General features: G+C 58.7%; 19 protein-coding genes. 14 read left to right on the top strand and 5 right to left on the bottom strand.

Features of this window, described 5'->3' with window-relative positions:
- Positions 1-60 precede the first annotated feature (60 nt).
- Entirely contained in the window at positions 61-492 is a 432-nt protein-coding gene (locus tag GOV85_RS03995; RefSeq protein WP_171175206.1) for a hypothetical protein, read from the top strand.
- Here GOV85_RS03995 and GOV85_RS03990 read toward each other — a convergent pair.
- From GOV85_RS03990 to glmU, 4 genes are read right to left on the bottom strand one after another with little or no spacing between them, the layout of a single operon-like run.
- Positions 480-1,169 (bottom strand): DNA alkylation repair protein, encoded by a 690-nt coding sequence (locus tag GOV85_RS03990; protein WP_171175204.1) that lies wholly within the window; start codon positions 1,167-1,169, stop codon positions 480-482. The two genes, GOV85_RS03995 and GOV85_RS03990, sit on opposite strands and share 13 nt — an antisense overlap.
- Positions 1,166-1,735: a GNAT family N-acetyltransferase gene (locus GOV85_RS03985; protein WP_171175202.1), complete on the bottom strand. Its 570-nt coding sequence runs from the start codon at positions 1,733-1,735 to the stop codon at positions 1,166-1,168. Before GOV85_RS03985 ends, GOV85_RS03990 begins: the two co-directional genes overlap by 4 nt.
- Positions 1,732-3,555: a glutamine--fructose-6-phosphate transaminase (isomerizing) gene (gene glmS, locus GOV85_RS03980; RefSeq protein ID WP_171175200.1), complete on the bottom strand. Its 1,824-nt coding sequence runs from the start codon at positions 3,553-3,555 to the stop codon at positions 1,732-1,734. The genes GOV85_RS03985 and glmS overlap by 4 nt, the downstream gene beginning before the upstream one ends.
- A gap of 3 nt (positions 3,556-3,558) precedes the next feature.
- On the bottom strand, positions 3,559-4,911 hold the full coding sequence (gene glmU, locus GOV85_RS03975) for a bifunctional UDP-N-acetylglucosamine diphosphorylase/glucosamine-1-phosphate N-acetyltransferase GlmU (protein WP_171175198.1): 1,353 nt from the start codon (positions 4,909-4,911) through the stop codon (positions 3,559-3,561).
- 134 nt (positions 4,912-5,045) lie between these two features.
- On the opposite strand from glmU, the gene GOV85_RS03970 reads away from it, so the two are divergent.
- The 3 genes from GOV85_RS03970 to GOV85_RS03960 all read left to right on the top strand — a co-directional run bounded on the left by GOV85_RS03970 (position 5,046) and on the right by GOV85_RS03960 (position 8,269).
- Positions 5,046-5,717, top strand: a complete 672-nt coding sequence (locus GOV85_RS03970; RefSeq protein WP_171175195.1) for an HAD-IA family hydrolase — start codon at positions 5,046-5,048, stop codon at positions 5,715-5,717.
- A 39-nt stretch (positions 5,718-5,756) separates the two neighbouring features.
- Complete coding sequence (locus GOV85_RS03965) at positions 5,757-6,947, top strand: DegT/DnrJ/EryC1/StrS aminotransferase family protein (RefSeq protein WP_171175193.1); 1,191 nt, start codon at positions 5,757-5,759, stop codon at positions 6,945-6,947.
- A gap of 158 nt (positions 6,948-7,105) precedes the next feature.
- Positions 7,106-8,269 (top strand): isovaleryl-CoA dehydrogenase, encoded by a 1,164-nt coding sequence (locus GOV85_RS03960; protein ID WP_171175191.1) that lies wholly within the window; start codon positions 7,106-7,108, stop codon positions 8,267-8,269.
- A 50-nt stretch (positions 8,270-8,319) separates the two neighbouring features.
- On the opposite strand, the gene GOV85_RS03955 is transcribed toward GOV85_RS03960, so the two are convergent.
- Positions 8,320-8,922 carry an OmpW family protein gene (locus GOV85_RS03955; protein WP_171175189.1) on the bottom strand — a complete coding sequence of 201 codons (603 nt, stop codon included), beginning with the start codon at positions 8,920-8,922 and terminating at the stop codon, positions 8,320-8,322.
- A 136-nt stretch (positions 8,923-9,058) separates the two neighbouring features.
- On the opposite strand from GOV85_RS03955, the gene GOV85_RS03950 reads away from it, so the two are divergent.
- The 10 genes from GOV85_RS03950 to GOV85_RS03905 all read left to right on the top strand — a co-directional run bounded on the left by GOV85_RS03950 (position 9,059) and on the right by GOV85_RS03905 (position 18,331).
- On the top strand, positions 9,059-10,588 hold the full coding sequence (locus tag GOV85_RS03950; protein ID WP_171175187.1) for an AMP-binding protein: 1,530 nt from the start codon (positions 9,059-9,061) through the stop codon (positions 10,586-10,588).
- Positions 10,581-10,949, top strand: coding sequence for a hypothetical protein (locus GOV85_RS03945; RefSeq protein WP_171175186.1), 369 nt, complete (start codon positions 10,581-10,583; stop codon positions 10,947-10,949). The genes GOV85_RS03950 and GOV85_RS03945 overlap by 8 nt, the downstream gene beginning before the upstream one ends.
- Positions 10,950-10,951: 2 nt before the next feature.
- Complete coding sequence (locus GOV85_RS03940) at positions 10,952-12,559, top strand: carboxyl transferase domain-containing protein (RefSeq protein ID WP_171175184.1); 1,608 nt, start codon at positions 10,952-10,954, stop codon at positions 12,557-12,559.
- A 1-nt stretch (position 12,560) separates the two neighbouring features.
- Positions 12,561-12,986 (top strand): ASCH domain-containing protein, encoded by a 426-nt coding sequence (locus GOV85_RS03935; protein ID WP_171175182.1) that lies wholly within the window; start codon positions 12,561-12,563, stop codon positions 12,984-12,986.
- Between the two features lie 3 nt (positions 12,987-12,989).
- Positions 12,990-14,921: an acetyl/propionyl/methylcrotonyl-CoA carboxylase subunit alpha gene (locus GOV85_RS03930; RefSeq protein WP_171175180.1), complete on the top strand. Its 1,932-nt coding sequence runs from the start codon at positions 12,990-12,992 to the stop codon at positions 14,919-14,921.
- Between the two features lie 78 nt (positions 14,922-14,999).
- The gene (locus GOV85_RS03925; protein WP_171175178.1) at positions 15,000-15,851 is read left to right on the top strand and encodes a hydroxymethylglutaryl-CoA lyase; all 852 of its coding nucleotides are present in this window, start codon (positions 15,000-15,002) and stop codon (positions 15,849-15,851) included.
- A 1-nt stretch (position 15,852) separates the two neighbouring features.
- Positions 15,853-16,635 carry a crotonase/enoyl-CoA hydratase family protein gene (locus GOV85_RS03920; protein ID WP_171175175.1) on the top strand — a complete coding sequence of 261 codons (783 nt, stop codon included), beginning with the start codon at positions 15,853-15,855 and terminating at the stop codon, positions 16,633-16,635.
- 192 nt (positions 16,636-16,827) lie between these two features.
- Positions 16,828-17,193: an NADH-quinone oxidoreductase subunit A gene (locus GOV85_RS03915; protein ID WP_050602775.1), complete on the top strand. Its 366-nt coding sequence runs from the start codon at positions 16,828-16,830 to the stop codon at positions 17,191-17,193.
- Positions 17,184-17,717 carry an NADH-quinone oxidoreductase subunit B family protein gene (locus GOV85_RS03910; RefSeq protein ID WP_171175173.1) on the top strand — a complete coding sequence of 178 codons (534 nt, stop codon included), beginning with the start codon at positions 17,184-17,186 and terminating at the stop codon, positions 17,715-17,717. The genes GOV85_RS03915 and GOV85_RS03910 overlap by 10 nt, the downstream gene beginning before the upstream one ends.
- Before the next feature lie 11 nt (positions 17,718-17,728).
- A complete protein-coding gene (locus GOV85_RS03905; RefSeq protein ID WP_171175171.1) occupies positions 17,729-18,331 on the top strand; it encodes an NADH-quinone oxidoreductase subunit C in 603 nt (200 codons plus the stop codon).
- The last annotated feature ends 1 nt before the right edge of the window (position 18,332 follow it).

Genomic DNA, 18,332 nt, shown 5'->3' with positions numbered 1-18,332 from the left:
GACAAGGGTGAACTGTGCTTTGCGCTGGTACAGATGCGCGCAGGGCTGTAGGATTTGGGCATGAAGAAAATGCTTTTGTTACTGTGCGTGCTGGTCGCTGGCTGCGACGCGGTCCGGTCCACGACTGACCGCGTTTTCGGAAGAGACGATGCGCCTGCGCAGACCGTTACCGAAACGGAGTCCACGACATCGGTTTCAGAAGAAGTGTTGGAGCCCGAGCCTGTATCTGCGCGCCCCACCTGGGCCAGGGCAAAAACCAGTATCGCCGGGCTGGGTGATCCAACCACGCCCGGGCGATGGATGCAGACACCTTTGGTCAAAAGCGAGGTAACGGCGCGCGTTGTGGTGCCAAGAACCGGGGCGCAGGCTTACATCACTCTGGTTCCGATCCCGGGCCCAGCCAGCGGTGGCAGCCGGTTGTCGCTGGACGCCATGCGGGCTTTGTTGGTGCCGCTGGATGAACTGGTCGAGGTCGAGGTCTACGCCAACTGATCCTTCAGGTATTTGCCAGCTTCACGGCGGGCAAATGGCTTCATCGCGTTGCCGTATTCTTCCAGAAATGCAATCACGCGATCTGGGTCATGTTTGGACAGCTCACGCAGCCACCAAGCTATGGACTTCTGAATGAACCAGTCGCGATCCGGGACATATCCGGCAGCCCAGCTTAGAATACGGTCGCGGCGCAGTATGTCTTCGGGCTTGGGGTGGTTCTGCTTGGTCCAAGGCAGGGTCGCAACCATCGCCGCGCGGCGGGTCCACATGTGGTTGGATTGGGTCCAGCCTTCAACCTCTTCCAACCGTTCGGGGCTGGCCGTCAGGCGCTTTTGCATCGCCACGCTGGCATGATCGGCAATGGCCCAGGCGTCGAAATCCGGCAACCAACTTTGCAGCAAGGCCCAAACTTCTTGGTCGGGGCGGATACGGGCTTGGGTCAGCAGTTTGGCCGCTGCAATCCGGCCTTCGTGAATATTGGTTTGCCACAGTGCGCCAGCGAGGTCGACGCGTTTGAATACGTCCAGCTCTTGCCGCCACGCTTTGGTCAAGTCGTTGAGCACTGGGTTTCCAACGCCCAGATATGGGCGGTCGGTCTTGTGATAGGCCGCCATCTGCTGGGCGCGTTCGGGGTCGGCATGGGCCTGCAGCGCGGCCAGCGCTTCGTCCATTGTCATTGTTCCAGCTTATGGAGCAGATGCGCGTGCACTGTAGGCCATTCCGCGGCAACGATCGAATATACTGCCGTGTCGCGCAGCGTGCCGTTGGACATCACCATATGGGCCCGAAGGATGCCATCCAGCTGCGCGCCGAGCCGCACTATGGCCCGTCGCGACTGAAAGTTCATCCGATGGGTTCGGAACTCGACCGCATTGCAAGAAAGATCCTCGAAGGCGTGGCGCAGCATCAAGAACTTCGCTTCGGTGTTCAGCGGGGTGCGCTGGACAGCGCGCCCGATCCAGGTCGACCCGATTTCGACACGCCGGTTGACCTCATCCGTGTTCATGAAGGTGGTCATGCCCACCGGAGTGCGGTCGGGGGTCATCACGGTAAAGGGCTGCATGTCGTGCAACCCGATGCGGCGGGTAATTTCAGCCTCCATCCCTTTGACAGTAGGAATAGAGGTATACCAAAGTTGTCCCAAATCTGCCGCCGAAGCCTTCAGCGCTTCGGCATGTGCAATATTCAGCGGCTCCAGCCGAACGTGATCTCCGGCAAGGGTGACAGGGGCAGGCCAGGTCATTCCACTGTGACCGACTTGGCCAGATTGCGAGGTTGATCCACGTCTGTGCCTTTGGCAACGGCCGTGTGATAGGCAAGCAGTTGCGCGGGAACGGAATACAGAATAGGCGCAAGGCTGCTGTGAACGTGGGGCATTCGGATGGTGCTCCAAACACCGTCACCAGCTTCCGTTATACCGTCATCATCTGACACCAGGATCACTTTGCCTTTTCGGGCCATCACTTCCTGCATGTTCGACACGGTCTTGTCGAAGACAGTGTCACGCGGGGCCATGACCACCACGGGCATATGTTTGTCGATCAGGGCAATGGGCCCATGTTTCAGCTCACCCGATGCATAACCTTCGGCGTGGATATAGCTGATTTCCTTGAGCTTCAGCGCGCCTTCCATTGCAAGCGGATACATCAGGCCACGGCCCAGAAACAGCACATCGCGGGCTTCAGACAACCTTTGGGCGGCTTTACGGATCGCCCGGTTCTGATCCAGCGCCGCGTTCAAAATAGTCGGTAATCCACGCAGTGCCGCGGCATGATCGGCGATTTCTTCATCGGTCAACGTGCCCCGGTCAGCAGCAGCCTTGAGTGCCAGCATCAGCAGTACACTGAGCTGACAGGTAAAGGCCTTTGTCGAGGCAACGCCGATTTCAACACCTGCATGAATCGGCAGGGCAATATCGCTTTCGCGGGCAATCGAGCTTTCCGGCACGTTTACAACCGAAACAATCTTGTCAGCTTTACCTTCGCAATAGCGCAATGCGGCCAGCGTATCGGCGGTTTCTCCTGACTGGCTGACGAACAGCGCCAGGGTGCGCCCGGTGATCGGAGGCTCGCGGTAACGGAACTCGCTGGCGATATCGACCTCGACCGGCATCTTGGCCAGTTGTTCGAACCAGTATTTCGCGGTCAGACAGGCGTAAAACGCCGTGCCGCAGGCCACCATGGTCAGACGGTCCAGCTTGGTGAAATCCAGCTCGGTGTCCGGCAGCACAACGCGGTCACCGCCGGTGGGCAAGTAAGATCGGATAGCCTCGGCCACGACGATGGGCTGTTCGGCAATTTCCTTGGCCATGAAGTGCTTGTGCTCGCCCTTGTCAGCGCGTGCGTGATCCAGCTTGATCTTGCGCTTTTCACGGTTGGCTAGCTCACCGGCCTCATTGCGGATTTCCAAAGAGGTGCGGGTCAGAACCGCGCGGTCTCCTTCTTCAAGATACGTGATCTGATTGGTCAATGGCGCTAAGGCAATGGCGTCAGACCCGACATACATCTCACCATCCCCGTGGCCGATGGCCAGCGGCGACCCCTTGCGGGCAGCAACGATCAGGTCGTCCTCTCCGTCGAACAAAAACGCCAACGCAAAAGCGCCTTCGAGTTGATCGATCGTTTTGAATGCGGCTTCAACCGGCGACATGCCCGAGTTGAGGTGATGCTCGGTCATCAAGGCAACGGTTTCGGTATCCGTTTCGGTCTGAAAATCGACGCCATGCTGGGCCAGTTCGGCCCTTAGGTCGCGGTAGTTTTCGACGATGCCGTTATGAACCACGGCCACAGGACCTGCTTTGTGCGGATGCGCGTTGTTGACCGAGGGCGCGCCGTGTGTGGCCCAACGGGTATGACCGATACCGGACTTTCCGGGCAGCGGCTCGTGCACCAACAGGTCGCTGAGGTTGACCAGCTTGCCGACCGCGCGCCTGCGGCCCAGCGCGCCATCATTCACAGTAGCAATTCCGGCACTGTCATAGCCGCGATATTCCAGCCGTTTCAGGGCCTCTACCAGAATAGGGGCCGCCTCGTGCTGCCCCAAAACACCTACTATTCCACACATATCTCAGGCCTCTTTATCGCGGCGAGCCTTCTTCGCCTTTAACATATCAAACAATTTACGCGCATATCCGGGCTTGTTTTCCTGCTTGGCGCGAGCCACAGCCAACGCGTCAGGTTCCACATTCTTGGTCACGACAGTGCCCGTTGCTGTCATTCCGCCGTCGCCTACGGTTACGGGGGCGACAAGCATGGTGTTCGACCCGATAAACACGTTCTCACCAATGGTGGTCTTGTGCTTCATCACGCCGTCATAGTTGCAGGTGATTGTTCCTGCGCCGATATTTGTTGCAGCACCCACAGTCGCATCGCCGATATAGCTGAGGTGGTTGACCTTGGCACCTTCGGCGATTTCAGCGTTCTTGATTTCGACGAAGTTTCCAACCCGCGTGTTTTCGGCCAACTCGGCGCCGGGGCGCAAACGGGCATAGGGCCCAATGATCGCGCCGCGACTGACATGGCACCCTTCCAGATGCGAAAACGCCCGGATCGTCGCGCCGCTTTCAACCGTGACGCCGGGACCAAACACCACATTGGGTTCGATCACTGTATCGCGCCCGATCACAGTGTCAGCGGCCAGATAAACCGTCTCAGGGGCCATCAAGGTGACACCCATGTCTAAAAGCTCAGCACGTGCGCGGGCCTGGTACACGGCATCCGCGGCGGCAAGATCCGTGCGCGAGTTCACCCCCAGTGTCTGGGACTCGTCACAGGCGACGGCGGTCACGTCCAAACCACGGTTGCGGGCAATTTCCACCACGTCAGTCAGGTAGTATTCATCGGAAGCGTTGTCGTTTCCGACAGCATCGATCAGCGAAAACAATAGTTTTGCGCTACAGGCAAGAAGTCCGGAATTACAGAAGGTTACAGCACGCTCTTCATCAGTGGCGTCCTTGAATTCGACGATGCGTTCCAGGCTGTCGCCCTTCATCACCAACCGGCCATAACGTGCTGGGTCGGCGGCTTCGAACCCCAGAATGACCAGATCGTTTGTCGACCGTGCCTCGATCATCCGTTCCAGCGTGTCGGGTTGCAGAAACGGGGTGTCGCCATAAAGGACGACAACATCGCCATCGAACCCCTCTAGCGCTTGTCGGGCCTGCGCGACTGCGTGGGCAGTGCCCTGCTGTTCTTCCTGAACTGCGATCTGCGCCTCTTCGTCTTCGCCCTGTGCCGCCTTAGCCACAGCTTCCGACCCGTGGCCGGTGACGATCACGGTGCGGTCGGGCGACAGAACGGACCCGGCGCGCATCGCGTGGACAAGCATCGGCACTTGGGCGATGGGGTGCAGGACTTTGGGAATATCCGAATTCATCCTGGTGCCTTTTCCGGCGGCAAGGATGACAAGGGCAATGCTCATGAAATCGTTTTCTCTTTGTGTTTTGTTGCCGACCGTTTTATCCGCTGAGGGCAAAGGCGCAAGCCGTTCGGCCATCAAACAAGATTGCCGATTGAAACAGGACACGGCGAAAACCTGCCGAATAAGGAGGCGATATGCGCACCGTCATATTCGATTTGGACGGCACATTGGCGGACACGTCAGGCGATTTGCTGGCCGCAGCGAACCATTGTTTTCGCGAAATGGGGCACGGCGATGTGCTGGTCCATGGACAGGATGCTGGTATAGCGCTGCGCGGTGGCCGCATGATGTTGACCCACGGTTTAAAACGCGTGGGTGCCTTTGATGAGAATACGGTCCACGCCTATTACCCGGTTCTGCTTGAAGCCTATGCGCAGGACATCGACACCCACACCAGTTTTTATCCCGGCGCGTTGCAAGCGGTCGAGATGCTGAGCAAGGCGGGGTACGGTGTTGGCATTTGCACCAACAAACCTGAATATCTGGCCGAATTGTTGCTGAACCGCATGGGTGTACGAGACCGCTTTGCCTCATTGGTCGGTGCCGACACGCTGCCGGTGCGCAAACCTGATCCGGCGCCACTCCGCGAAGCTGCGCGTCGCGCCGGGGGCGACCCTGATTGGTGCGTGCTGATCGGAGACTCGGATACAGACCGCAACACCGCCAAAGCCGCAGGGGTTCCATCTGTTTTGGTGACATTCGGACCGTCAGGGGATGACATGGCGGCATTGGAACCCGAAGCCCTGTTGCACCACTTCGACGATTTGCCGGACCTCGTGCCCGATCTGATAGGTGCGGCAGCCTGAAACCTTGACCGGACTCACTCGGAGCCCCAGAAAAAGACCATGACCGAAACATTTACTGGCAATTTCACGCAGCAGGAACCCCTTCCCGAGGACGCGATAGAGGCGGCTCTGGCCGTTCTGCGCCACGGGCGTCTGCATCGCTATAACGTGGCGGCGGGCGAATTGGGGGAAACGGCTCTGCTGGAGCAGGAATTTGCGGCGCAGATGGGGGCGAAATACTGTCTGGCTGTGTCATCTGGCGGATATGCTCTGGCCACCGCCCTTCGCGCGGTTGGAGTTCAGCCCGGTGATCCTGTCCTGACCAACGCCTTCACGTTGGCCCCGGTGCCGGGGTCGATTGCTTCGGTTGGGGGGCGGGCCATCTTTGTGGGCGTGACCGAAAATCTTACCATCGATTTGGATGATCTTGAGCGCAAACTGGATCAGGCGCGCGTGCTCATGCTCAGCCATATGCGGGGCCACCTGTGCGACATGGACCGACTGATGCAGATGTGCGATGCCGCCGGGGTGATCGTGATCGAAGACTGCGCGCATACTATGGGTGCAGCCTGGCGGGGCCAGTTGTCAGGGCGGCAGGGCGTGATCGGCTGTTATTCGTGCCAGACTTACAAGCACGTGAATTCGGGCGAGGGCGGTTTGCTTGTCACCGATGACGAGGAGTTGGCGGCCAAAGCCACAATGCTGTCGGGATCCTACATGCTGTATGAGCGCCATCTGGCCGCACCGGGGCCCGAGGTGTTCGAGCGGATCAAATACACGACGCCGAATGTCTCTGGCCGGATGGACAATTTGCGTGCTGCAATTCTTCGCCCGCAATTGCGCGATCTGGACCGTCAGGTGGAGCGTTGGAATGAGCGCTATCGCGAGATCGAAACCGGTTTGCGCGGAACGCCGGGCCTGACCATAGTTGAGCGGCCCGAGGAGGAAACCTATGTCGGATCTTCGATCCAGTTTCTGCTGCTGGACTGGTCGTCCGAGGGGGTTGCCGACGTGATCAGCCGTTGTGCGGCGCGAGGGGTCGAGTTGAAATGGTTCGGAGGGGCCGAGCCAACCGGGTTCACATCACGCTATGACAGTTGGCGTTATTTCGACAGTGAGCGTATGCCAGAAAGCGATCGTGTTCTGGCTGGCGTCATGGACATGCGTGTACCCCTGACGTTTTCACTGGAAGATTGCCAGATGATTGCGCGGATAATCCGGACCGAGGTGGGCGCGGTCTATCTGTCGTAACCATGCGGAGTGCGCCTGCGGCGCACGCTCAATCTTTTGCAACGCCGCCCTTGTTGGGCGGCGTTTTGCTTTGGGGTGCTCACAAAGATTGACCGGGCACGAATTCGCTGATACTGATTTATTGAACACTTGTTCATTAACGCGGAGGGAGGACGCAGATGTTCATGGCCACGATGAAGTTCGATCTGGGTGAGGATGTGAATGCCCTGCGCGAAATGGTGCATCGCTGGGCGCAGGAACGGGTCAAGCCCATGGCGGCTGAGATTGACCTGAACAACGCTTTTCCGAATGAGTTGTGGAAAGAGATGGGCGAACTTGGCCTTTTGGGCGTCACCGTGCCCGAAGAATATGGCGGTGCAGGTATGTCCTATCTGGCGCATACGATCGCGGTCGAAGAAGTCGCGCGTGCCTCGGCATCGGTTTCCCTGTCATACGGGGCGCATTCGAACCTCTGCGTGAACCAGATCAAGCTGAACGGCAGTGAGGAGCAGAAGCAGAAATACCTGCCGCGCCTGATCTCGGGTGAGCATGTCGGCGCGCTGGCCATGTCGGAACCGTCAGCTGGATCGGACGTTGTGTCGATGAAGTTGCGGGCGGAGAAGCGGAACGATCATTACCGTTTGAATGGCAATAAATACTGGATCACCAACGGACCGGACGCGGATACACTGGTGGTCTATGCGAAGACAGATCCGGATGCCGGGTCAAAGGGGATCACGGCCTTTCTGATCGAGAAGGAAATGAAAGGGTTCTCGACCTCACCTCATTTCGACAAGCTAGGGATGCGCGGGTCGAACACGGCTGAACTAATCTTTGAAGACGTTGAAGTGCCGTTCGAGAACGTGTTGGGCGAAGAGGGTAAAGGCGTGGCCGTGCTCATGTCGGGGCTGGACTATGAACGTGTGGTTCTAGCCGGGATCGGCACCGGCATCATGGCCGCCTGTCTGGACGAAGTGATGCCCTATCTGGCCGAGCGCAAACAGTTCGGCAAACCCATCGGAAGCTTCCAGTTGATGCAGGGCAAGATCGCCGACATGTACACGGCGATGAACTCGGCTCGGGCTTATGTTTATGAGGTCGCCAAGGCCTGTGATCGGGGCGACGTGACGCGTCAGGACGCGGCGGCGTGCTGTCTGTATGCCTCGGAACAGGCGATGGTGCAGGCGCATCAGGCGGTTCAGGCGCTGGGCGGGGCCGGGTTCTTGTCGGATTCGCCGGTCAGCCGGATTTTCCGGGATGCCAAGCTGATGGAGATCGGCGCTGGCACTAGCGAGATTCGCCGGATGCTGATCGGCCGTGAAATGATGAGCGAAATGCTCTGAGAAAAGACGCCCCGCAGACGAGGTCACTGCGGGGCGCTTTTGAGATGGGATTAGAATTTATGGACGTAGGAAATGCCGACCAGGAACGGATCGATTTCTGCGGTGCCGATATTGGTACCGTTCAGCGATACGTCCGAGTCGATGTCGAACCAGCGTACGTTCAAACGGACTGCGCCGTTATCGCTGACCATGTAGTCCAAACCGGCCTGCAGCGAGACACCGAAGGAGTCATCGACCTTGAGATTGCCCAAAGCGGTCTGTTCATCGAAGAAGATGGTATAGTTCAGACCGGCACCCACATAGGGTTTCCAAGCGCTGTTGGTCGGGAAGTGGTAGTTCAACGACAGTGTGGGCGGCAGGTGCTTGACTGTGGCCGCATCAACACCGCCAAGGGCGATGGTGTGTTTGAACGGAGTTGCGGCCAGCAGTTCGATGCCCAGGTTGTCACGGATGAAATATTCGGCGGTGAAGATCGGGCGTGTATCTGCGTCAATCGTCGCAGGTGCGCCAGCGATCGTGCCGTTGTCGGATTTCGGGTCCAAATAACCCACACCGATGCCGACGGTCCAATCTCCTTGCGATTGGGCGAATGCAGGGGCGGCCATCGCCACAAGGGCGGTGGACAGGGTCAATGCGGCGAGTTTCTTGGTCATATTCTTGCCTTTGGTTCTGTTGATGGGACTGGAGTCGCAGACTGGCGTCCGGGTCGCCCTGATCTGCATCAAATTCCGGTGACTGCGGGACCGGATGAAATCTGGTTAAGTGCAAGAGAAACAAGGGAGTTTCACGGTGCTAAACGCTGAGCGCATACCGGGTTTGCGCCCAGGGGGTGGCTGGGACGTGCCTGCGCAATTGAACATGGCGTGGCAATGCCTGCGCCATGCTCATGATCAGGTGGCGTTGATTGATTTGACCGGTACGGATGCACGCCAAGTCACCTGCGGACAGCTGGCTAATATGTCGGATGATCTGTCCCGCGCCCTGCTGCGCCGTGTGCAGCCCGGAGACCGCGTCGGCGTGCTGCTGAGCCAGTCCGCCTGGTGCGCCGCAGCCCATCTGGCCATCTGGAAGATCGGAGCGATCTCTGTCCCGCTGTTTAAATTGTTCAAGCAGGATGCCCTGAGGTCGCGGGTCGGAGATGCGGGCGCCAAAATTGTGCTGACCGATGCCGAAGGGGCTGCACTGCTGGGCGATTTGGCCGAAGCTCTGATTGCATCAGAAATTGGTGAGGCTGGCGCACCCGTTCCATTCGCCGACACCGGTCCCGAGGACCCAGCGGTGCTGATCTATACCTCAGGTACCACAGGAAGCCCAAAGGGCGCGCTGCATGGGCATCGTGTGCTGACCGGGCATTTGCCGGGTGTCTCGATCAGTCATAACCATTTGCGTGAGGGCGATTGCCTGTGGACACCGGCGGATTGGGCATGGATCGGCGGTTTGTTCGATGTGCTAATGCCGGGCCTGGCGCTTGGTATTCCCGTGGTCGCGGCGCGGCTTGAGAAATTCACGCCCGAAGCCTGCGCCGATATTGTCGCGCGCGGCGGAGTGCGTAACGTGTTCTTCCCACCCACGGCCTTGCGAATGCTGAAAGCGGCAGATCAGAGTATTCCCGGCCTGCGCTCGGTCGCGTCCGGGGGCGAGCCCTTGGGGGTCGAGATGCTGGCCTGGGGGCAAAAAGCGTTTGGTCTGACGATCAACGAGTTCTACGGCCAGACCGAATGCAATATGGTGGTGTCCTCTTGCGCCGAGGATTTCCCAGTGCAGCCCGGTTGTATCGGCAAACCCGTGCCGGGGCATGACGTGGCGGTGATCGACGAAGACGGCAATCCGACGACCGAGGAAGGCGACGTGGCGATCCGGCGCGGGTCCGCCTCGATGCTGCTGGAATATTGGAAACGGCCCGAGGCGACGGCTGAGAAATTCCGGGGCGATTGGTTGATCACCGGAGATCGAGGCGTTTGGGAGGGTGAGTTCCTGCGCTTTGTTGGTCGCGACGACGACGTGATTACCTCAGCCGGATACCGCATCGGCCCTGCCGAGATCGAGGATTGCCTGCTGACCCATCCCGCGGTGGCGACAGTAGGTGTGGTCGGCAAGCCCGACCCGCTGCGGACCGAGATCGTCAAGGCGTATGTGGTGCTGAAACCGGGGGCTCAGGCTGCAGAGCGTGAGTTGCAGGATTGGGTCAAAGACCGTTTGGCGCATTACTCTTATCCGCGCGAAGTGGCGTTTCTGGAGGAATTGCCGATGACGGTGACGGGGAAGGTGATCCGGAAAGAGTTGAAGGCTCGGGCGGCGGGGGAGACCGACAATGAATAAGATTTTGCGGCGTCTGTCAGGGTTAAAGTACCCCAAATATGGGGTGCCGCAGCCCTTAAGTGTTTTGAACACTAGGGTTGGCAGTGAGGAGTACGAGCCAGCTGTAAGGTGTGGCAACTGCGAAGCTTGGCTGCGCGTTAAGTCCAAGAATGGGGTTTTTCATTTCTTACTATTGTTTTTTCTGATGACGCTGCCTTTGCCTTTCTTGGCACTGGATGAGATTAGAATCAATTTGAACAACCCTGAAGGGCTGTTCAATTGGCCCCTCTCGTCTTCTGCAAAGAGCGTAACCTTCTACATAATTTACTTCGCAGTGGTGGTCTTGCCCATAAGTAATCGGGCATTGAAGGTGGATATCTAAAAATGAAACTCACATCAAAAGCCATGCCCGCCTCCGAGGGCTTCAAAGCAAACCGCGCCGCTCATCTCGACGCGCTGGCCCAAATCTCAGCTGCTGCCGAAGCGGCCCGGATGGGCGGGGGCGAGAAATCCCGCGCGCGGCATGAATCACGGGGCAAAATGCTGCCGCGGCGCAGGGTCGCGAACCTGTTGGACGCGGGCTCTCCGTTTCTGGAAATCGGCGCGACGGCGGCGCATGGGATGTATGGCGATGCCGCACCTTGTGCCGGGGTGATTGCCGGGATCGGTCGTGTGCAGGGCCGGGAGGTTATGGTGGTCTGCAACGACGCTACCGTAAAGGGCGGCACATATTACCCGCTGTCAGTCAAGAAACATCTGCGCGCTCAGGAGATTGCCGAGGAAAACCATCTGCCCTGCATCTATCTGGTCGATAGCGGCGGTGCGAACCTGCCCAATCAGGATGAGGTTTTTCCCGACCGCGACCATTTTGGCCGCATTTTCTATAATCAGGCGCGGATGAGCGCGAAGGGGATCGCTCAGATCGCGGTGGTGATGGGGTCGTGTACGGCGGGCGGGGCTTATGTGCCCGCGATGTCTGATGTGACGATCATCGTGAAAGAGCAGGGCACCATTTTTTTGGCCGGGCCACCTCTGGTTAAGGCCGCGACGGGCGAGGTCGTCAGTGCCGAGGAATTGGGTGGGGGAGACGTCCACACCCGCTTGTCCGGCGTGGCGGATTATCTGGCCGAGGATGACGCCCACGCGCTTGCCTTGGCCCGGCGCGCGGTTGGGTCGTTGGGCGGTGCCGAACTTAAGCGTGGCCTACAGTTTGAAACGTCGGAGGAACCTGCGTACGACCCTGAGGAAATTCTTGGCGTCGTCCCTGCTGATCTGCGCACGCCCTATGATATCCGCGAGGTGATTGCACGTTTGGTTGATGGCTCGCGGTTTGATGAGTTCAAGCCCCGGTTCGGTGAGACACTGGTGACTGGATTTGCTCATGTCAAAGGCTGTCCGGTCGGGATCATTGCCAACAACGGCGTTTTGTTTTCCGAAGCTGCACAGAAGGGTGCGCATTTTGTGGAACTGTGTTCGCAGCGCAAGACGCCGCTTGTGTTCCTGCAGAACATCACCGGCTTCATGGTGGGACGGAAATATGAAAACGAAGGTATCGCCCGGCACGGGGCCAAGATGGTGACGGCGGTGGCGACGACCTCGGTGCCGAAGGTTACGATGCTGGTGGGCGGCTCGTTCGGGGCCGGGAACTATGGCATGGCCGGTCGGGCCTATCAGCCAAGGTTCTTGTGGACCTGGCCAAACTCGCGCATTTCCGTGATGGGCGGTGAGCAGGCGGCGGGCGTTCTGGCCACCGTGAAACGCGACGGCATCGAACGGCAGGGCGGCACTTGGTCGGCTGAGGAAGAGGCCGAGTTCAAACGCCCAACGCTGGAGATGTTCGAAGAGCAGTCCCACCCGCTCTATGCCTCGGCGAGGCTATGGGATGACGGCATCATCGATCCGCGCAAGTCGCGCGACGTTCTGGCCCTGTCGCTGAGCGCGGCGCTGAATGCACCCATTGAGGAGACACGTTTCGGCGTGTTCAGGATGTAAGATGAGCGTTTGTGTGAATGATGTCGTGGCGCGCTATCCAGGTTCGCAAACCTTCAAGTTTGGCGACAATGCTGAATTGAGCGCTGAGCTGTTGTCTCTGGTGCGAACGGGTCGGAAAACGGCGACTTGCGGAGCTTTGCGTGACTATCCCGAAGACAGCCCGGCGAAGCCTGTCGTGGGGCGGCGTGATATCGCACTGGAATGGGATGATCGCCCGGCATTGGTGATCGAAACGGTCGACGTGGCGATCTGTCGGTATTGCGACGTGACCGAAGATTTTGCGTTGGCCGAAGGCGAAAATGAAACCCTTGAAGGGTGGCGTGAGCACCACCGCCAGTATTTTGAGCGCAATGGCGGGTTTGATCCCAAGATGGAATTGCTCTGTGAACGGTTCCGCCTCATCGAAGATCTAGCGGCTGAGGAGTAAACTATGTTCAACAAAATCCTGATTGCCAACCGGGGTGAGATCGCCTGCCGCGTTATGGAAACTGCTCAGAAGATGGGCGTGTCCTGCGTTGCGGTGTATTCGGACGCGGACGCCTCGGCCAAGCATGTGCAGATGGCGGATCAAGCTGTTCATATCGGTGGTGCGGCCCCTGCCGAGAGTTATCTGAAGGGCGATGTAATCATTCAGGCCGCGTTGGATGCGGGCGCGCAGGCGATCCATCCCGGCTATGGGTTTCTGTCCGAAAACCCTGATTTCGTGGATGCGGTTGAGGCTGCGGGGTTGGTTTTCATTGGCCCGTCAGCGGATGCGATCCGCAAGATGGGCCTGAAAGATGCCGCTAAGGTTCTGATGGAGCAGGCCGGTGTTCCGGTGGTCCCAGGCTATCACGGTGACAATCAGGATGCCGAGCATCTGGCGGGCGCAGCGGATACCATAGGCTATCCGGTTCTTATCAAGGCCGTGGCAGGCGGTGGCGGCAAGGGCATGCGGCTTGTCGAACGGCCCGAGGATTTTGCCGCAGCGCTGGACAGTGCCCGCGGTGAGGCCAAGACCGCTTTCGGCAATGATGCGGTGCTGGTCGAGAAGTTCGTCGCCAAGCCGCGCCATATTGAGGTGCAGGTTTTTGGCGATGGCACCCATGCGGTGCATTTGTTCGAACGCGATTGCTCGTTGCAGCGGCGACATCAGAAGGTGATCGAAGAGGCTCCGGCCCCCGGCATGACGCCTGAGATGCGCGCGGCTATGGGGCAGGCGGGCGTTCGTGCCGCCGAGGCGATTGGCTACAAAGGCGCGGGCACGGTTGAGTTCATTGTGGACGCCTCGGACGGGCTGCGCCCAGACAGGTTCTGGTTCATGGAGATGAACACACGCTTGCAGGTGGAACACCCTGTGACCGAAGCGATTACGGGTGTTGATCTTGTCGAATGGCAATTGCGCGTCGCGGCGGGTGAAAGCTTGCCGAAGCAGCAGGAAGACCTGTCGATCCAGGGCCATGCGTTTGAGGCACGGCTTTATGCGGAAGATGTTCCGAAAGGGTTCCTGCCTGCGACGGGTACGCTGACGCATCTGGATTTCCCTGCCAATTGCCGCGCCGACAGTGGCGTGCGGGCAGGGGATACGATCAGCCCATGGTATGACCCGATGATTGCCAAAGTGGTTGTGCACGGGCCGACCCGCTCTGTCGCACTTGAGACGTTGCACCGGGTTTTACAAACAACCAAAGTGGCGAGCACCGTAACAAACCTGGCTTTCCTGGGGGCGTTGACCCGTCATACGGGGTTTGCCTCGGGCGATGTGGATACGGGTTTGATCGGGCAGGACCTTGAGACATTGGTTCAGGAGCCAGAACCTTCGGTCGAGGCAGTTGTTGCTGCTGCAATGACAGCTTTGGAGCTGGTGAATGTCGCGCCTGAAACCGGGTTCTCTCTTTGGGCTCCGTTGCATCGCGCCGTGCAACTCTCCGCTGAGGGCGAAACCCTGGATCTGGATGTGCAAGTCGACGGACCGGATCGTCAGATTTGGCAAATGGGAGAGGATCGCGTCTTGGCCGAGCGGACCTCGGATCGCTGGACACTGAACGGTGCGCCGATGCCAGACGTTTCTGTAAGTGGGTCGACCCTGACCGTGTTTACGGATTATGGCCGCAGCTTTGATCTGATCGACCCACTTGATCGGGATGCCAGTGCTACGGGCGATACCAATGTGATCGAGGCGCCGATGCCAGGTCTGGTCAAAGCGGTCTTTGCGACAGCGGGTCAGGCCGTGCAAGAGGGTGATCGCTTGGCCATTCTTGAGGCGATGAAGATGGAGCATTCCCTGCTGGCGGCGCGTGATGGCGTTGTGGCCGAGGTGCTGGTCGAAGATGGTGCTCAGGTCGAAGCCGGAGCAGCCTTGGTGCGGTTGGAGGAAGAGTGATCTGTACCCGCGTCGCTACACGTGGCACGGTCAGATCATCCGTTTTGAAAACAAAAAGCAGCCAGAAGGGGCACAGACATGGGTGATCAGGTCGGGATTTATGAAGTTGGGCCGCGCGATGGGCTGCAGAACGAAAAGCGTGAGATACCTGTTGCCGACAAAGTGGCACTGATCGACTGCCTCAGCCGTGCCGGGTTCCGTCGGATTGAAGTCGCAAGTTTTGTGTCACCAAAATGGGTGCCGCAGATGGCCGGGACAGCACAAGTTCTGGCCGGGATCAACCGCGCGGATGGTGTCCGCTACGCGGCGCTAACGCCCAATATGCGTGGGTATGAGGATGCGCTGGCGGCCAAGGCAGACGAGATTGCCGTGTTTGCCTCGGCGTCCGAGGGGTTTTCCAAGGCCAATGTCAACGCGTCAATCGCGGAATCGATTGAGCGGTTCGTTCCGATTCTGGAAGCAGCGCGCCATATCGACCTGCCGGTACGCGGTTATGTCTCATGTGTGACCGATTGCCCGTATGACGGCCCAACCCCGCCCGAGAAAGTGGCCGAGGTTGCAGACCGGTTGTTTGCGCTGGGCTGCTACGAGGTCTCGTTAGGTGATACGATCGGGCAGGGAACGCCAGACAAGGTCGCACATATGCTTTTGGCGGTGCGCGAAAGGGTTCCCGTGACGCGGCTGGCGGGGCATTTCCACGACACCAATGGACGCGCAATTGACAATATCGATGCGGCGCTGGCGCTGGGCGTGCGTGTGTTCGACGCAGCCGTCGGTGGGTTGGGCGGTTGCCCCTATGCGCCGGGGGCCGAAGGCAATGTAGCCACCGAAGCCGTCGCCGAGCATTTGCAACGACTAGGATATGAAACGGGGCTGGACCTCGATGTGATTGAAGAAGCCGCGCGGATGGCAAAGGCACTAAGGGGCTGAAATGTTTGAAACACTCGCGATCTCGACCGATTCACGAGGGATAGCCACTCTGACCCTGAGTCGGGCAGAAAAGCACAACGCTTTGTCGGGTCAGATGATCACCGAGCTGACCCAAGCCGCAGAGCAATTGGGGCAGGACGATACTGTCCGGGTCGTTGTTCTGGCCGCAGCCGGAAAGAGCTTTTGCGCAGGTGGCGATCTGGGTTGGATGCAGGATCAGATGGCGGCGGATAAAGCGACCCGTTTCACCGAGGCCCGCAAGCTGGCTGAGATGCTGCAAGCATTGAACACACTGCCCAAGCCTTTGATCGGCGCACTGCAGGGTAACGCCTTTGGCGGCGGTGTTGGGATGGCTGCTGTCTGCGACATCGCAATAGGGGTGGACAGCCTCAAGATGGGTCTGACTGAAACCCGGCTGGGCCTGATCCCTGCCACCATCGGGCCTTACGTCATCGCCCGTATGGGCGAAGCGCGTGCGCGCAGAGTGTTTATGTCGGCCCGATTGTTCGATGCTGCAGAGGCTGTTGAGCTGGGCTTGCTGGCAAAGACGGTGTCCGTAGACCAGCTTGCGGATGCAATAGAGGATGAAATTCGACCCTATCTGTCATGCGCGCCCGGCGCGGTTGCCTCGGCCAAAGAGCTGATCAGAACTCTGGGCCCGCACATTGATGACGCTGTGATAGACCAGACCATTGGGGAACTGGTTGAACGCTGGGAAACGGAAGAGGCGCGTGAAGGAATTGCGGCGTTCTTCGAAAAACGAAAACCTGCATGGAATAAGTAGGTTTAACAAAGAACCGCTTGGCCTTGGCAAGAAACCCCGCTGCGATTCTATGCCGCGCTGTCAAGCGCATGTTTGATGTCGTGGGGCACTGTGTTCGGTTGACCACCTGACCCCGCAGGGATAGAGAATGTCCAGTCAACACGCCAATTGACGGCGCACCCTTTTGGGATATGCGCAGGAAAGGAGCTATTCGTGGAAGACCTGCTGCGGGAGTACCTCCCGATTCTGGTGTTTCTGGCCGTTGCCGTTGGCCTTGGGATCGTCCTGATTCTGGCTGCTGTGGTTCTGGCCGTCCGCAATCCAGACCCCGAAAAGGTCAGCGCATATGAATGTGGTTTCAATGCCTTCGACGATGCGCGGATGAAATTCGATGTCCGGTTCTATCTGGTGTCGATTCTTTTCATCATCTTCGATCTTGAAATCGCCTTCCTGTTCCCTTGGGCCGTCGGCTTCAAGGACATCAGCGATGTCGGATTTTGGTCGATGATGGTGTTCCTTGGTGTTCTGACCATCGGCTTTGCCTATGAGTGGAAGAAGGGGGCCTTGGAATGGGAGTGATGACGGGTGCAAACATTGCTGGCGTCGACAAAGAAGTCGCCACCCAGGCCCTGAACGCTGAGCTGCAGGATAAGGGCTTCTTGCTGACCTCGACCGAGGACATCATCAACTGGGCGCGCACCGGGTCGCTGCATTGGATGACCTTTGGTCTGGCCTGCTGCGCGGTTGAAATGATGCATACCTCGATGCCCCGTTATGATGCGGAACGGTTTGGTATCGCGCCGCGTGCGTCCCCACGCCAGTCAGACGTGATGATCGTGGCAGGCACGCTGACCAACAAGATGGCCCCGGCGCTTCGTAAAGTTTACGACCAGATGCCCGAGCCGCGTTATGTGATCTCGATGGGATCCTGCGCCAATGGCGGTGGCTATTATCACTACTCTTACTCGGTCGTACGTGGCTGTGACCGGGTTGTGCCTGTGGACATTTACGTGCCGGGTTGCCCTCCGACCGCTGAGGCGTTGCTGTATGGTCTGATGCAACTGCAACGCAAAATCCGCCGTACCGGCACCATCGTCCGCTGAGGAGAGAGTTGATGAGCGAAGCACTCAAAGAACTCGGCGCACAGCTGGAGCTGAAGCGGGCCGATTGCGTCTTGTCCTGGGATGTCACCCATGGAGAGCTGAATGTCGATGTGGCGCCGTCAAACCTGGTTGAATTTATCGAATTTCTGAAAAGCGACCGGTCTTGCCAGTTTTCAACCCTGGTGGACATCACCGGTGTCGATTATCCCGAACGCGCCAAGCGGTTCGATGTGGTCTATCACTTCCTGTCGATGTACCAGAATCAACGCATCCGCCTGCGGGTTTCGATCCGCGAGGAGGACATGGTGCCCTCGATCGTCGATGTTCACCCCTCGGCCAATTGGTTCGAGCGTGAGGTGTTCGACATGTTTGGCATCCTGTTCTCGGGTCACCCGGATCTGCGGCGTATCCTGACAGACTATGGTTTCCGCGGCTATCCGCTGCGCAAGGACTTTCCGACCACCGGATATACCGAGGTTCGCTATGACGAGGCGCAAAAACGCGTGGTCTACGAACCCGTCAGTCTGGTGCAGGAATACCGACAATTCGATTTCATGTCCCCATGGGAAGGTGCCAACTACATTCTGCCAGGGGATGAGAAACAGGAGACCTAAT

It is taken from the genome of Ruegeria sp. HKCCA4633 (assembly GCF_013034605.1).
GTDB lineage: Bacteria > Pseudomonadota > Alphaproteobacteria > Rhodobacterales > Rhodobacteraceae > Ruegeria.
This window is presented reverse-complemented; position numbering and strand designations above follow the sequence as displayed.

Coding starts and splice junctions, on each gene's coding strand:
- GOV85_RS03945 (WP_171175186.1), top strand. CDS start 10,581: ATGAATAAGATTTTGCGGCGTCTGTCAGGGTTAAAGTACCCCAAATAT.
- glmS (WP_171175200.1), bottom strand. CDS start 3,555: ATGTGTGGAATAGTAGGTGTTTTGGGGCAGCACGAGGCGGCCCCTATT.
- GOV85_RS03940 (WP_171175184.1), top strand. CDS start 10,952: ATGAAACTCACATCAAAAGCCATGCCCGCCTCCGAGGGCTTCAAAGCA.
- GOV85_RS03925 (WP_171175178.1), top strand. CDS start 15,000: ATGGGTGATCAGGTCGGGATTTATGAAGTTGGGCCGCGCGATGGGCTG.
- GOV85_RS03905 (WP_171175171.1), top strand. CDS start 17,729: ATGAGCGAAGCACTCAAAGAACTCGGCGCACAGCTGGAGCTGAAGCGG.
- GOV85_RS03985 (WP_171175202.1), bottom strand. CDS start 1,735: ATGACCTGGCCTGCCCCTGTCACCCTTGCCGGAGATCACGTTCGGCTG.
- GOV85_RS03935 (WP_171175182.1), top strand. CDS start 12,561: ATGAGCGTTTGTGTGAATGATGTCGTGGCGCGCTATCCAGGTTCGCAA.
- GOV85_RS03920 (WP_171175175.1), top strand. CDS start 15,853: ATGTTTGAAACACTCGCGATCTCGACCGATTCACGAGGGATAGCCACT.
- GOV85_RS03970 (WP_171175195.1), top strand. CDS start 5,046: ATGCGCACCGTCATATTCGATTTGGACGGCACATTGGCGGACACGTCA.
- GOV85_RS03910 (WP_171175173.1), top strand. CDS start 17,184: ATGGGAGTGATGACGGGTGCAAACATTGCTGGCGTCGACAAAGAAGTC.
- GOV85_RS03965 (WP_171175193.1), top strand. CDS start 5,757: ATGACCGAAACATTTACTGGCAATTTCACGCAGCAGGAACCCCTTCCC.
- glmU (WP_171175198.1), bottom strand. CDS start 4,911: ATGAGCATTGCCCTTGTCATCCTTGCCGCCGGAAAAGGCACCAGGATG.
- GOV85_RS03990 (WP_171175204.1), bottom strand. CDS start 1,169: ATGACAATGGACGAAGCGCTGGCCGCGCTGCAGGCCCATGCCGACCCC.
- GOV85_RS03930 (WP_171175180.1), top strand. CDS start 12,990: ATGTTCAACAAAATCCTGATTGCCAACCGGGGTGAGATCGCCTGCCGC.
- GOV85_RS03955 (WP_171175189.1), bottom strand. CDS start 8,922: ATGACCAAGAAACTCGCCGCATTGACCCTGTCCACCGCCCTTGTGGCG.
- GOV85_RS03960 (WP_171175191.1), top strand. CDS start 7,106: ATGTTCATGGCCACGATGAAGTTCGATCTGGGTGAGGATGTGAATGCC.
- GOV85_RS03995 (WP_171175206.1), top strand. CDS start 61: ATGAAGAAAATGCTTTTGTTACTGTGCGTGCTGGTCGCTGGCTGCGAC.